Annotated in this window: 7 protein-coding genes; 5 read left to right on the forward strand and 2 right to left on the reverse strand. The window is 42.8% G+C overall.

All coding sequences use genetic code 11. The annotated features are described in order from the left end of the window. Positions 1-84 precede the first annotated feature (84 nt). Positions 85-5,700: a hypothetical protein gene (locus RM811_RS04275; protein ID WP_402521085.1), complete on the reverse strand. Its 5,616-nt coding sequence runs from the start codon at positions 5,698-5,700 to the stop codon at positions 85-87. Positions 5,701-6,415: 715 nt separating this feature from the next. Between RM811_RS04275 and RM811_RS04280 the strand changes: the two genes are divergently transcribed. Next, positions 6,416-6,550 (forward strand): hypothetical protein, encoded by a 135-nt coding sequence (locus RM811_RS04280; protein ID WP_402521087.1) that lies wholly within the window; start codon positions 6,416-6,418, stop codon positions 6,548-6,550. Positions 6,551-6,686: 136 nt separating this feature from the next. On the opposite strand, the gene RM811_RS04285 is transcribed toward RM811_RS04280, so the two are convergent. After that, positions 6,687-7,265: a YbhB/YbcL family Raf kinase inhibitor-like protein gene (locus RM811_RS04285; protein ID WP_402521089.1), complete on the reverse strand. Its 579-nt coding sequence runs from the start codon at positions 7,263-7,265 to the stop codon at positions 6,687-6,689. A 695-nt stretch (positions 7,266-7,960) separates the two neighbouring features. On the opposite strand from RM811_RS04285, the gene RM811_RS04290 reads away from it, so the two are divergent. The 4 genes from RM811_RS04290 to RM811_RS04305 all read left to right on the forward strand — a co-directional run bounded on the left by RM811_RS04290 (position 7,961) and on the right by RM811_RS04305 (position 14,090). After that, positions 7,961-9,517 carry a Re/Si-specific NAD(P)(+) transhydrogenase subunit alpha gene (locus RM811_RS04290; protein WP_402521091.1) on the forward strand — a complete coding sequence of 519 codons (1,557 nt, stop codon included), beginning with the start codon at positions 7,961-7,963 and terminating at the stop codon, positions 9,515-9,517. A gap of 15 nt (positions 9,518-9,532) precedes the next feature. Continuing rightward, a complete protein-coding gene (pntB, locus tag RM811_RS04295; RefSeq protein ID WP_402521093.1) occupies positions 9,533-10,930 on the forward strand; it encodes a Re/Si-specific NAD(P)(+) transhydrogenase subunit beta in 1,398 nt (465 codons plus the stop codon). 57 nt (positions 10,931-10,987) lie between these two features. Then, positions 10,988-11,134 carry a hypothetical protein gene (locus RM811_RS04300; RefSeq protein ID WP_402521095.1) on the forward strand — a complete coding sequence of 49 codons (147 nt, stop codon included), beginning with the start codon at positions 10,988-10,990 and terminating at the stop codon, positions 11,132-11,134. A gap of 571 nt (positions 11,135-11,705) precedes the next feature. Then, positions 11,706-14,090, forward strand: a complete 2,385-nt coding sequence (locus RM811_RS04305; RefSeq protein WP_402521097.1) for a hypothetical protein — start codon at positions 11,706-11,708, stop codon at positions 14,088-14,090. Positions 14,091-14,573 lie beyond the last annotated feature (483 nt).

Here is a 14,573-nt window from a genome sequence, read left to right on the forward strand (position 1 = left end):
CCCTGTGGAGTGCAAACTGACAGGAATGTTACTGTCAGGATACGGCCCCCGTTTCTCTCTTCAAGCATCAGAAACGATCATAACTCAAGCTACGGTCGCAAGCTGTCCATACATATGCTGAACCCTCATCAGGGGGGGGGCATCAGCTCTTTTGGAAGATTTATTGAATAACGGTCCATAGAGCCGAGATTCTACATAATAATCTACTACTTTCGGATCCACTGATGACAATATATTAAGCAATGGAGTCGCTGCCCTGAACATGTCTTTCCCTTCATTAACATCAAAGATAAATTGGTTCACGCTGGCCTTTAACCGTTCCAGATTGTTCCGCATATCTTCTGGTACAACCGCTGATTTATCGTTGATTGAAGGCATGACTGTTGCGAGACGGTCCATAGCTGTTTTTTTGTATTCAGAAAAACTTTCCTGGCTGGTGTCACACCGTTTTAGCTCATCTTGAGCAATCAGTTGCCTCATCGCTGCGAGAGCGTTAAGCCCTTTAAAACCAATGTTTTCCTGCCAATGGCTGATCAGGTCAACCATATCACTCTCCGCTTTGGGGAGTTTATAATCCGCTTTTTCGAGAAGTCGAAAAAATAAATCTTTAGCCGCTTTTTTCAGCGCTTCAGATGCTTTATCCCGTTCTCGCTGACCTACCGATTCCATTGCCTCTTTGATATTAGTGTTCATCTGATTGATGACATCACCTACGCATTTGAGAAGTATTGAATCTGACATTTGTAAAAGGCGTTCTGCTGGCCCTAACACAGTGTTTTTAGCAAGGCCTGCTTTAAGGGTGACTACCATAGCCGGATCATTCGACTTTTTACCCCAGGCGGCGTTATGTGCTTTTACATCCACGAAGTTGGCCAGATTAGGTAACGTTTTGAACAGGGCAACATCGAAAAAACGCTTCAATGGAGCACCCTTCCTAAACTCTTCGTATATGGCTACCGGGCACTCTAGCCAGCCTTTACCGGCAGAGGGAAGCCTTTTAGTATCGGCCGGACATTCACCGGGAGAGCTGTCCCCACTGGTAGTGAGTGATGGTTGTGTTACCGCTGGCGATGTAGGATCTGAACTGTCAGGCGCTGGACTTGTATGAGACTTTTCAGTTGTTCCACTATTAGTTGAAACAGCACCCCCATAGGATTTAGCCTTGTCAACTGCCTCGTACAGGAAGAAATGAAGATCAGCAAGCATTATATAATACGCCAGCAGGTTGACCACTCCCGCAAGAAAGCGCTGGAAATCTGGGCTCCAGGCTTTCCGACCAGTCTGATCATTAAGCAGCGTTCTCACGTTCTCTTCACCCAGTGTGTTTATCAACGCGTGGCGGTCATATTGAGTCAGCTTTTTACCATCGAAAGCTTTGTTAAAGGCGGCCGCTGTAGATAATAACCGTTGGCGTGCTTTTCTCCACTGCGCAAAATCGCTGATTTCAGTTTGAGCTATAAAACCATCCACAAGATGCAGAGTGCCTTTTACAAATGACTCCGGGAGAGAGAAGCCACAGATATTCAGCGCAGCTTTAAATGGATTTTCTATCAATAGCCTCGCCAAGGTGGAATTTTTTCTATTCACCATGCACTGGACGACCTGATCGACATGCGCTCTCATTCCACCCATCGTTCGATCATCCGCAAAAAAGCGGGTGGAAAAGTTCAAAGCTCTTGAAAAATAATCCAGTTTTGTACCAGAAGTTACGCCGCCAAGGCAACCAGCTGCCGCACCGGCGCCAACCATGTATTGAAATGGCTGATCGATGACAGGAGCCACCGAGGGACAAAATGGCGCACAAACCGCAGAAGTGACAGTGGAAATAGCAGACAAGGCTGCGCCATTTATGCCTCCAGTAACCATAGAGCCTACGATCCGAAAGGCTCTGTCTATACATGAATTTGATTTCTGAAGAGGGGATTCTCTTGTTGAAACACTGGCAAGCACATCTCTGACAGTGTCTGTACTGTTAGATCCGGAATGATAGCTGCCATTTTGACACGTTATGTCATAAGTTGTCGGATCGTCATCTGGCTTATACTTTGACAGAAAAAGGTTAACCATATCACTTTGTAACGTTGAAGGGGGCTCAGTCGTTATAAATGAAAAAGCATCCGCATCTTTAAGCAGTTCAAGCATTCGACGAACGTCGTTCTTCCAACCAGTGGCCTGGCCAAACTGGGTAATAACAGCACCAGCGGTTGTTACCACCTGAGCGGCATCTATTGAAAACATCCCCGCATCATAACTGCCGAAGGGCAATTGACCGCCAGAACGATAATGATGTGGAGTATGAGATTTCCCTTGAATAAGGTAATAAATGGAAACTCCCATTCCCATGCAGTAAACAGCCATAATGCCGGCTTCGTGATTTTCTATCCATTCCGAAAAACCGTTCCATCGATCGGTTGGCGTTAAGCTCTCATCATCCAGTTGAAATGCTTTAATGGTTGCTTCTAAATTTTTTAACAGAGCCTCTCCAGCCTGTATTTTATTCTGAAGCATTTCACGGTACTGTGCTGGTGACAATTCAGTAGTATTTTGACCCTGTCTCATGAAAGGGATAGCTTTCTCTATTTTTGATTTCATGAGTTCTTTTTGCAGGTTCGCAAGTACGTCTTTATAACATTGTTGGATTGACTCCATTACTGCTTTCGTTGTTGGTGGTTCTGAACTTAAATTACTTTTTTTAAGTTGGTTTTCAACATCTGCCTGGAAATCATGGATGTGATGATTTTGTAGGGCACTGAGAAATGATGAATGTTTTACAGGAAGAGGAGATGCTCCGGAAAACATATCAAAAAAACGTTCTGCTAAAAGGTCTTTCTTATGTTCGACAAATTCACTGGCCAGTCTTCGAAAATAATTTTCCAGAGTCCGGAATGTAGTATCACACAAGTCAAGATGTTTATACATTTCTTGTGTCACTGAACCTACTGTTACCTGCATATTAAGAAAACCAGTGATTTGCTGAAGAATCTCAACTGAATAAATATCAGCTGTTATATCATGCCTGAAGTCGGTGCTGGTAATTTCCCGAACAATAGTTTTGAAGAAAGGTGATAAACCTTCGCAGAATTCAGTCGGTAATTCCAGAGGTTCAATATCATCTTCTTTCTGAACTGTTTCTCCGGAGGAAATAAGAGCAAACTGATCTTTTCCATATTGATCAATTGCTTGTTTAGCCACTGTCTCGAATTGATTAATTTTACTCTGGGGTGTATTTGCAGGCCTTAATAAACTCAACATTTTGAATAAAAAGTTACTATAGTCTTGATGTATAGAGGCCTTGTCATTAGCTAAATAATTCAAGTAGTTTGTAGCTTGCAATTGTTGTACTTTCAATTTTTCTTTCTTGTCTTCTGCTTCTGGTGGCTGCCTGGAAAAAAATTTTACGGTGGATTTTTCAAATGCTACGTACCAATTTTTCATGACGTCTGGTGACGGAAGGGCATTGTCAAGGCCGCCCACGTTTTCTTCCAGTACTCCATTTTCAGCGTGATTGGCATCATTATCATGAAGAAAATTATGTGCAGTACGACCTGCCCCTTTTGTCCAGTCTATATCTACCCCGTCATCAGAAGAATAACCTTCATCTTCATCAGATAAATCAACGTTACAAGAAGACCCGGTACCTTCAGGCCCAGTGCTTCCAGGCCAGGTACTTCCAAGCTTGGCACTTTCATCTACTTTATGCTTTTTATGGTAACATTTACCACCCAGCATTCTGCCTATACCTTTATCTACTTTCATCATACCGGCACCCAGAACCGATGGGTTTTTTGGACTTCGCTCAAGAAAGTAGGGGTATGAACGATTCTTTTTTGCCTGAGCTTTTTTGAATCTGGAATGCTGATCAGAACTTAAATGTGCTTCAATAAATTTTAATTGCCATTCTTTAACAGGCTGTCTATTGTCAGCTCTGCTATTTTTTAAAAAACCTCCTTTCAAATGTCCCATATTAAATAGATGGTTATTTCTTTTCACTTCAAGTATTGTTTCAAAACCTGTAAACATAGACTTCAGTTCTTCTATGGGCGATCCTGTCCGAGAAGTATCTATCTGTTGACCTAAAAAGTATTCTCGTACCGTATCCTTAAATGAAGTTCTTAAAACTTCATTTAACAGGGTTTGTTCTCGTGTATCACTGGTACATGATCTTATATTTTCCATTGAGAGTGATATACTTTGAATGGTACGGATAGTTTCTTCTAGTGTATTTTCATTTCCTCTTTGGGTGCGGGCTTGACGAACTCTGGATTCAAACTGAGTTCTGATTGTTTTAATTTGATCAATCTGTTCAATGTCAACATCTGGCTCATCAAAAATCTCATAAAAAAAATTAAAAAGGCCGTCATACATCCAACTTTCAAATGATTGACTCAATGGCGTGGTAAGTAATTCAGAAGGAAGATCTCCAGGTATGGGATCTTTAGGTTTTTTTGAAGCAAAAAGCGTGCGCATAAAAACAGAAGAGTCGGCAATAAATCCATCCGTCTGGCCTTCTGCTATTTGTTTTAACGCTTGCAACTTAGAAATAATATCGCCTACATACGTAAGCTCTTCTGCTGAAGAATTGTTAGATAATGCAGACTCTAATACAGAAACTGACCATCGTTCAGCTTGTAAGTAATAAAGATTCGAATTGCCAGAATGGGTTCTTCCGTGCTTATCAAGACTTTCTAGCAAAGATGAAAAATCTCTTATCGGTTGGACGACAAGGGTGCAAAGACTATTCAGTTGAGGAAAGATACTTTTCTGGATATCCTCCTCACTGAAGTTAAAATACCTTGTAAATGGCTCCCGTGGTTGAACAGAAGTTTGAGTCGTCTTATATGCTTTTAGCCAGACTCCAAGTCTTAGTAAGTGGCTATTATCACCTGCTTTGCAGCTTTCTTTAAAAGAAGTAATCCTACCTTCCAGTTCATTGATAAGCTGGCTCATTCTTTCATCGCTCATTGCTTCATCAGAGGATGATTCGGTTAGCATTTTATCTATTGTCATTTTTGTGTTTTCAGATGCGTTGCAGTCAAGGCGGGATTGATTACTTTCTTTTAAAGTAAAAACCATTAAACTAAGTGGCCAATATGGGAGGTCTGTAAAGTAAAGCGTCAGTTGTAATTTGGCTAAATTATAAAGATATTTTATGTTCTCTTCGGGGAAGTCAGGGGTATGTAAATTATCAATAATTAACCTGAGACCAACTTTTATAGTATTGAATGCGGAGTGTAAAAAATCAGCTGTATCCTCATCATCAAATCTATCATCCTTCACAGATAAAGTGATAAGCGTTTCTAGATCTGCTGTTAATAATATTATTTGTTTTTTATTTTCTTCGCTTGCTCTTGTGTGACTACATAGTTGCGAAATGAGTTTTCCTAATTCCGGGTCAATTTCATTTATACCGCTTGATGATGATAATTGATTCTCCTCATCAAGTTCTTGGTTCTCCTGATCTCTATCAGTGTGATTTTTTACACTAGCGAGACTTACTGCTCTGGCGGGATTTTCGATATTTTCTCTGGTATTACCAGTTGAATCAGTTGAGGTCGTTAACAAGGGAAAAGTTTCAGTTTCGACAGCAACTCTATGATTACCAAATGATTGATTTGTCCGTTGGGAGGCATCCCCCCTTTGGTATGAATTAGCATTTGTCGATGACTCCCAGACAAGTCTATCATTTAACGCATGTGCCATAATACTTAATCCTCACTATAGTAATAAAATACAGTGTTCAAAAAATATGAATGATTGATTCAGCAGATAGTATGAAAAGTTTGATATTTCTGCTGGTCATGCAATTGAGAGTTGCTTTTGTCTATGATTTTTATTTTCCCAAAGCCGAAGAATAACTTAGCATTCACCCAGCAAGATGGGTGATAAGAACAATGATATAGTTCGAGTACCAAAGGTTTTATAAAAGATCAAAAATCAACTGTTGGTCTTAATTCACCAGTATATAGGAAATAAATTCCTTTACACTTTTCTTAAAGAATAAATAGGAAATTTCTAATTTTTTTTTATTTCTCTCTTTGTTCTCTATTTTTATTTAACCTTACTCTGTTGTCTATAAAATAATAGGCTGTTATGGACATATATTATGTCTTCTAGCAATTATGCTTATCATGTATATATGAATGAAGGCTTCAGAGTTCTCTGCCAACAATTCATCTTATGGTAGACATTAAGCCCCACCCAGCGAGTACAAACCTAATCTTGTACGCCCTGAACAACCATCCCGTGCAGGGTGTTCGCGTTTTGCATTTTTTCCCAGAAGGAAAGCAACTTTTTGATACATGATACCAATGACTTTCCTTGATTCATCAAGGATGAGACCACGTTACCAAAGCAAGGGTTCATCGGGAACTAACGGAAACCGTCAAATCTATCACTGTGTCTGAAATTGGAGAGTATGCCGCTGAATATCCGCTTATGGACCTGTAGTTGTGGTGCAATCCATGATGGGGATATTTGCGCAGCAATCAATATCAAAAGTCATGGCACACTGATTTTAATGGCGGAAGTACCCGAGGGCCTGAAGGCATAAAAGGCTGTCCGTTTCTGCCACTACTTCTTCAGAAGAGTTTGTCACCATGCGGTGATGTGTCTATTCCCCCAACTCAACTGGATGGCGATGAAGAGTGCATTCTCCGGTTGAGTTAAGAATTTCTCTCTATTGCCAGTTATCGGGCATTGGTCGGTGCGGTAAGAATAGTTTTGGCCAGCGTGTGCTGGAGAATATAGAAGCCAGCCATTGCCGGAGATGCGCTGCTGTTTAAATCCAGGTTGGGGATATTCAGGGCATAAACGGTGATGTGATAATTATGCGGAGCTGAGTCTGGTGGTGGACAGGCACCTCCATAGCCTTTAAAGCCAAAGTCATTCCTCAGCATGTTTGCACCCTTCGGAAGATTTTTACCGCTTTCCATACCTGCATTTAAAGACAAACTGTGAATGTTGGCGGGTATATTGATCACCACCCAATGCCACCAGCCACTACCAGTAGGTGCGTCAGGATCATACATTGTGACTGCAAAGCTTTTTGTTCCTTCGGGTACATTACTCCACTTGAGTTCTGGAGAGGTGTTTTTACCTGTACAGCCCCACTGGTTGTATAGTTGCTGGCTTTGGAATGATTTACTATTCGTTACCTGATTGCTCATCAAAGTCATAATGTCTGAGTTGGGATTTTTCCCCATACCCAGAGTAGAAAGAGTAATAGTCAGTAGCCCTATACCGACAAGAGAAACTACACGATTCATGGTTCAACCCTTTTAGATTATCCCTTTGGAAGATTAGCTTTGGATTATTGGGTTGCGCGAAGTTTTCAGTAATTTGTGCCGTTTTTATAAACTCATCTTATGGTTAACAAAAAGCAACAGCAAGGAACGTTTTATAACAGTGCGTGTTGCATAAAGAGATAAGTCAGGGTCGATATTTCGGATGTAATATTCACTATTTTTAATTTTTTTTTGCAGTTGGTTTGTTGGTATTTGTGCCGTTTTTTATGTGTTTTTTCATCATTTTTAGAAAAGCTGATGGGTTTTTTGGTGCTGGTGTAAATAGGTAGTCTCACTGGCAAGAGTTGTTAGTTACCACTTTGTCAAAAAATCACTTACTATGTGTGCCCTGATTTTTGAGAAGTATTTTGTGAGATGGGTTGCCTGTAAAGGCTTTCCATCTTATATGGCTACTCAATATGCCTGAGCTTTTGGTGTGAGAATAGCGTCGTATATTTACTGTTGGTTACAGGTTCATGTGATCTTGTCAACGTACAAAAAGGGTAAGAATTTCTGTCGTTTTCACAGTAAAAGTTCCAGCAGTTTTGATTGGGGTCAGCATCCTGAGTTCATGAATAAAAGATACCCATCGGGTTCTTTTGCCATGTCCCGAAAAGCTGGGTGCAGATGCACTGAACGAAAAGACTATTAATTTAGCTTCCTAGCTAGGTGACCATATGCGCATAGGGATCCCTGGAGAAGTCCAGGAAAACGAGAATCGTGTAGCTGCGACACCCGATACCGTGGGTAAGTTGCAAAAACTCGGTTTTAACGTCGTTGTTGAACGAGGTGCCGGGGTAAAGGCGAGCTTTGAGGATGAGGCATTTACTCAGGCGGGTGCTCAGGTAGTTGATCGTGATGAAGTCTGGAATTCAGACATTATTCTGAAGGTTAATGCCCCGGTTGATGCTGAAATAGCCCTGCTAAAAGATGGCACGACCCTGGCCAGCTTTATCTGGCCAGCTCAGAATGAAGCGCTGATGAATAAACTCAGCCAGCGCAATATCAATGTGCTGGCTTTGGACAGTGTACCCCGGCTGTCTCGTTCACAGTCGCTGGATGCTCTGAGTTCAATGGCGAACATTGGTGGCTATCGAGCTATTGTTGAAGCATCTCACGAGTTTGGTCGTTTTTTTAGTGGTCAGATTACGGCCGCTGGCAAAATTCCTCCTGCCAAAGTTCTGGTCATCGGTGCTGGTGTTGCCGGTCTGGCTGCCCTGGGTACTGCTGGCAGTATGGGCGCTATTGTTCGTGCTTTTGATACCCGTCCTGAAGTTAAGGAACAGGTGCAAAGTATGGGGGCTGAATTCCTTGAGCTGGTCTTTTCACCTCAAGAGGAAGAAGAACAGGACTCTTCTGATGGTTACGCCAAAGAGATGAGTCAGGCCTTTATTGATGCCGAGATGGCACTCTTTATGGAACAGGCAAAAGAGGTAGATATCATTATTACCACTGCCCTGATTCCCGGCCGCCCGGCACCGAAACTGATTACCGAAGACATGGTTAAGGCGATGAAGCCTGGTAGTGTCATCGTCGATCTGGCGGCTCAAACCGGTGGTAACTGTGCCTGCACGGTTAAAGACCAGATTACGATTGCCCATGGCGTTAAGGTCATTGGTTATACCGACCTGCCAAGCCGGCTGCCCAATCAATCCTCTCAGCTATACGGCACTAACCTGGTCAACCTGTTGAAGTTGCTCTGCCCGAATAAAGATGGACAGATCAATATCGATTTTGAGGATGAAGTTATCCGTGGCCTGACGGTGATCCGTGATGGCAGCATTACCTGGCCACCGCCGCCGGTAAAAGTCAGTGCAGCACCCGCCGCTCAGCCTGAGCCCATTGACGTAAAAAAAGGTGCAAAAGACGTTAAGGAAAAGGCAAAGCCTAAACCCTGGTTAAAGCCGGTTCTGATGGCTGCTGGTGCTGTGCTGTTTGGATGGATTGCCAATTCGGCTCCAACCGCTTTTCTGGAACACCTTACGGTCTTTGTTCTGGCCTCCATTGTTGGTTATTACGTTATCTGGAACGTGAAGTCTGCTCTGCATACTCCGCTGATGAGTGTTACCAACGCCATCAGTGGCATTATCGTGGTGGGTGGTCTGGTACAACTGGGCAGTGATAACAATATTGTTCTGGCACTGTCGGGTATCGCGATAACGGTTGCGATGATTAATATTGTCGGTGGATTCGCTGTTACCCAGCGGATGCTCAAGATGTTCCGTCTGGATTAACAGGAGTCGCAAACGATGTCTGAAGGATTGTTGATGGCGGCTTACCTGGTCGCTGCATTAATGTTTGTTATGAGCCTTGCGGGGCTTAGTCGGCAGGATACCGCTAAAAACGGAAATATCTACGGTATTACCGGTATGGTTGTGGCTGTTGTGGCTACCCTTGGCTATGCACATATTGCCGGTATCACTCTGGTAACACTCTGCATGATTGTGGGTGCAGGTGTTGGTCTGTATCTGGCTATTAAGGTTCAGATGACGGAGATGCCACAGCTGGTGGCCATCCTGAATGGCTTTGGTGGTCTTGCGGCGGTGTTGATTGGCTTTGCCAGTGCGGTGGAGGTTAATGATTCCCTGGCTGCCCAGGTTATCAATATGGCGTCGTCCACAGAGCAGCTGATACACAGTGCCGAAATTTTTATTGGGATTATTATCGGTGGTGTGACGTTTAGTGGCTCGGTGGTGGCAGCATTGAAACTGCAGGGTAAAGTGTCAAGTCGACCTGTTTCGTTACCAGGCGGTCACTGGACTAACCTGATCGTGCTGGTACTGGCCATTATCATGGGTGTTGTTTTTGTCCAGCAGCACAGCATTCTGGCCTTAACGCTGGTGGTCATTTTTGCCTTTATTTTCGGTGTGACTCTGGTGCTTGGTATCGGTGGTGCTGATATGCCGGTGGTGGTTTCCATGCTGAATGCCTATTCAGGTCTTGCGGCCGCCATGACCGGTTTCATGCTGGGTAATAACCTGCTGATTATCACCGGTGCGATAGTGGGCTCTTCCGGTGCCATTCTCTCTTATCTGATGTGTTCTGCCATGAACCGCTCATTTATCTCGGTCATTCTCGGTGGCTTTGGTACCGAAAGTGGAACCATTGTTTCTGATGATGAGCAGGGGGAATACACACAGACCAGCGCGGAAGAAGTAGCAGACAGACTGAAGAGTTCTGCCAGTGTTATCATCACTCCCGGCTACGGTATGGCGGTAGCCCAGGCTCAGCATCCGGTTCGTGAACTGGTCAACAAGCTGCGTGAGCGGGGAATTAAAGTCCGCTTTGGTATTCATCCGGTGGCCGGACGTTTGCCGGGTCATATGAACGTGTTGTTGGCGGAAGCCAAAGTGCCTTACGACATCGTTGAAGAGATGGACGAAATCAATGATGATTTTGCCAAGACGGATACGGTGCTGGTGATTGGCGCTAACGATACAGTAAACCCTGCATCGGAAGATCCGGGTAGCCCGATTGCCGGAATGCCGGTATTGCGGGTTTGGGACGCGGGTGAGGTGATTGTCTTCAAGCGCTCCATGGCCACGGGTTATGCGGGTGTTCAGAACCCGCTCTTCTTTAAGGAAAATACGCGCATGCTGTTTGGTGATGCTCACGAAAGTGTGGAGCAGATCCTCAAGCAGTTCTGATATTCCTTCCTTTTAACTGGCAGCGTTAGCTGCCAGTTAACGCTTTCCTCTATGGCCATGGCTAGATTAACCAAGATGGATATAACTGCCCTTAAAGCATACTGTGATGCACTGGTCGTCATTCGCTTTGACGTAAAATTGGGTGGTGTTGAAGTGTACAGTGTGCATAAAATCAAAATGGTTTGCATTTTCTACGATGGCTGAAAAATGGCCTGTAAAGTGCCGGATGATCTTTTTCTTATGATGACAGGCATTCCCGGCTGCCGACCTGTGCCGCACCTGGCCCGTGCAGGATGGGTGGAATTTGGTGGACGAAAGTCCACTATCGACAGCAGAATTACAATGCCTGATCACTCAGTCCTGGAATCTGGTGGTTGATAAGTTACCCAGATATGCTCAGAGAGTTTTGAGGCCTTCTGTAACTTCACAAGTTGAATAAGCCGTCGAAACGTAAGCAAACTAACGAATACTTCCTTAATGTCCACCCTGAGAATGTCTACTCTAAGAGTTCTTGCTAATGGGTATCAGCACTTCCTTATTTATGATTTAGCTCGATTGAAATCTCTATATTCTTTTAATAAAAAGTTATTTCGCTAACTTTAGGTAAACGTATGTTTTAATAGTTATATTTAATAAAGTCGAGGTCCTTTATAAATGGCATTAAAAAAATAGAGATAAAAAATTTATTAAATAATACTAAGTAATTAGCGCCGAGACTGAACTAATCGTTTAGTAATTTGTCTTTATTACATACTAATGACAGGAGCGATCAACCATGGCTGATACAATTGGTAGAATACAGACAAAAAGTGCTGGTTCAGATATAAATACACTAGATGTACCCAAAATACAAACAGACGGCAATAGAGATAAAGTAAAATTTGTAGGTCATATACTAGAAAAAAGGTTAGAAACGTCAGAAGACAGTAGTTTTACCTTCGTTAGTTTAGATGAACACAATCAGGCGGGCATTTTGTCGCGTGATGTTTTAAAGGAGGATGGTGTTAAAAATATCCACAGTAAGCACAGTAAGCACAGTGAGCCTGATATTGCTTCTGTGCAACGTGTAACTAAGATACAGACTGAAATACAAATCTTGTTAGTTCCATTGATTGAAATTCGTGAAAATGATAAAAATTTTATAGCCATAGTTGCTGACTTCAAAAGTAGATTTTTCAATGAAAAATTTACAGGGAAAAAACAAATCTTAGATCAAATTGAAATTGGTGAAAAATTTATAGGTTATTTGAAGTTGCAAAGTCTTATAAAGGATGATTCCGAACAGGTAAATGACCAAGGTGCAGGTAGGGGGTGTAGCAGTGGTGAAAAAACAAATAAAAAATCTGTTTCAGAGGGTTGTGTGGTCTCTGGAAGAAAACCATATGCAAATCTTCAGGCTCAACTAGAACAGTTTAAAAATGATGAAGAAGGAAAAGAAAACAAAGAAAGCCTCAGAAAAACAGACTCAGGAATAAAGTTGAATGAAGTAGGTGGAAGTAATAAAACGAAAGGCGATGGGCCAGTAATACAAAAAGAAGTAAAATGTCATACGGTGAAAAATAGCAGGGAAGGAGGCCTTGTTGTCAAACTGTCAGCACAAATAGAGGAGCGTACTAAGCGGAGGGATAAATATCCCCCTGACCATAAGAGGTATCAGCATCACCAATCTGTATTGAAAGAGTTGGAAAAAGAAATGGACATCGAGCTTGAAATTAGCTGCAGTAGAAAATATAGAGATTCTGCTGTCAAGGTTAATGTAAGTAATGAAAAGAAATCTGTAAACAAGGTAAGGACTGATAGCGCAATAGGAAATAATAGTGATGGCATGAACGTGGCTCGAGAGCCAAAAAATATACCTGCAGATACCGTAGGTTCGAGTAGGCATGTTTATGGAAATAGTCAGGTAGTTCCTAAGGGCGAAACAAGTAGTAAGAGGCAAGATGAAAGATGTAATTCCGAAAACGCTGGTAAAAATGATGTGGAAAGTAAAAAAGATGGACCGGTAACTATGGTAAGTGAGGGCTTTAAGGCCGAAGCTGGATTTATAGACCGCAATCAAGCTAATAATTATTTGGAGAATGGAGTAGCTATATTGGGCATGTCCACTGATCAAAAGAATGATCTTTATCTGCGTGTGGGTAACCATATAGCCAATGATTCCGACGATGATTCTATTAATGATTTTGATAATGGGCCAATGTCGATGCCTTCAATGGCGTCGAAGGCCAGCCCAGTTGTAAGAACCCCCGGGGAAAATACTACGAAAAATCCTTCAACTGAAAAGATGCAGCAACCTGCTCCCAATTTTAGAGATGGCGCAGAAGGGTTTCCAACTATGGTAATCAGGAATGTTCGTATGGCGGGAGGCATGGAAAATGACCGCACAGCTGAGAATATTATCAAAGGTCACGAGGGACTCTTGGACACTGGCGGAGTTAAAGAAGTTCGTAATCGTTTAAAAATCATCCAAGCTGCTCAGCGTCAAGGCTCAATGGTTCAGAATTCTACTGGTAATCCGCCAGTTTTTCTGGCTAGAGCAGACTCTAAACAAAATATGACTGACGAAAAAGTTGATCAAGATGTTTATTCTGATCGCAAGGAAGAGAGCGTTATTAATCCACAGACATCTGGTCAGCTTACACTTTCACAATCAGAAAAGGAGATGATTGATCAAGCGTATTATGAATCTGAAGGTGATACTGAAAAATGGAAGAATGATTTGCTGGAACTATTTCCTTCTAGGAATATTAATCAATTGCTTGAGCAGTGGAAGAGTTTTGATCGAGGCCAGCACTTAGGCAGGGTGGGTCAAAATCATGCTCGCCCGGGTTCTTCAACGGCAGTAGGCCAAAATCAGGCGCTTGAACCAGAGAAGCAGGTGGATTTGGTAACTCTTGCGGCTTGGGCATATAGAGAACGAGGGGGCTATGCTTCGGATGACCATGAATCTCAGAAATTGATCGAAAAAATTGCCGGTGAATTCAATCTAAACAAGGCTCAATCTGACAAGTTTATAGTATGTGTATCTGATCAAAATCACGGGTGTAATGGGAAGGTAGGGCAAGTAATAGGGCAAGTAACCATTATGAATGATTATATTTTTGGTTCTGATGACCTGTCTACTATGGTTTTATACAACGCAGTGAAAGACGGATTATGAGTAGGTAAACAGGTACAAATACACGTTGTTTTTTGACCTCGTTCCCATGCTTTTAGGCCCTGTGAGTCCTGCGTGGGAATGTATACGGCACTCGCCGTGTGCTAAACTCTCCGTGTGGAAACCAGAGATGGTACCCGGCCTATTACATGGTTTTATTGAAATTGACCGGTGACGTAGGTTGGGTCGAGCGAATGCGAGCCCCAACACAAACCCTCAGCAGGAAAAAACAATCCGTAAAAAAAGGGCCCGGTAATTCAGGCTGTAAATGTTTGACTGCTGTTTATGGGGTGTGGCGAGATTTGTTGGGGCTCGCTCCGCTCGACCCAACCTACGTCACCCGTCAATCTCATTGAAATAGTGTACTAGACCGCTTCAGTAGTCCGTTGTCCGAAAAAGCCGGGTTTGCCTGCGCTTTTACGGGCAACGGGTAGCGGATAGCGGACAACGGCTTTTCTACTTAAATGCTGTCTCTTATACACATCT

Origin of the sequence: Endozoicomonas sp. (genome assembly GCF_031844845.1) — a bacterium.
In the GTDB taxonomy this organism is placed as follows: Bacteria; Pseudomonadota; Gammaproteobacteria; order Pseudomonadales; family Endozoicomonadaceae; genus Endozoicomonas.

Bases quoted from the DNA above. Each gene is read 5' to 3' on its own strand.
- RM811_RS04275 (WP_402521085.1), bottom strand. From the start codon at position 5,700: ATGGCACATGCGTTAAATGATAGACTTGTCTGGGAGTCATCGACAAAT.
- RM811_RS04280 (WP_402521087.1), top strand. From the start codon at position 6,416: ATGCCGCTGAATATCCGCTTATGGACCTGTAGTTGTGGTGCAATCCAT.
- RM811_RS04285 (WP_402521089.1), bottom strand. From the start codon at position 7,265: ATGAATCGTGTAGTTTCTCTTGTCGGTATAGGGCTACTGACTATTACT.
- RM811_RS04290 (WP_402521091.1), top strand. From the start codon at position 7,961: ATGCGCATAGGGATCCCTGGAGAAGTCCAGGAAAACGAGAATCGTGTA.
- pntB (WP_402521093.1), top strand. From the start codon at position 9,533: ATGTCTGAAGGATTGTTGATGGCGGCTTACCTGGTCGCTGCATTAATG.
- RM811_RS04300 (WP_402521095.1), top strand. From the start codon at position 10,988: ATGGCTAGATTAACCAAGATGGATATAACTGCCCTTAAAGCATACTGT.
- RM811_RS04305 (WP_402521097.1), top strand. From the start codon at position 11,706: ATGGCTGATACAATTGGTAGAATACAGACAAAAAGTGCTGGTTCAGAT.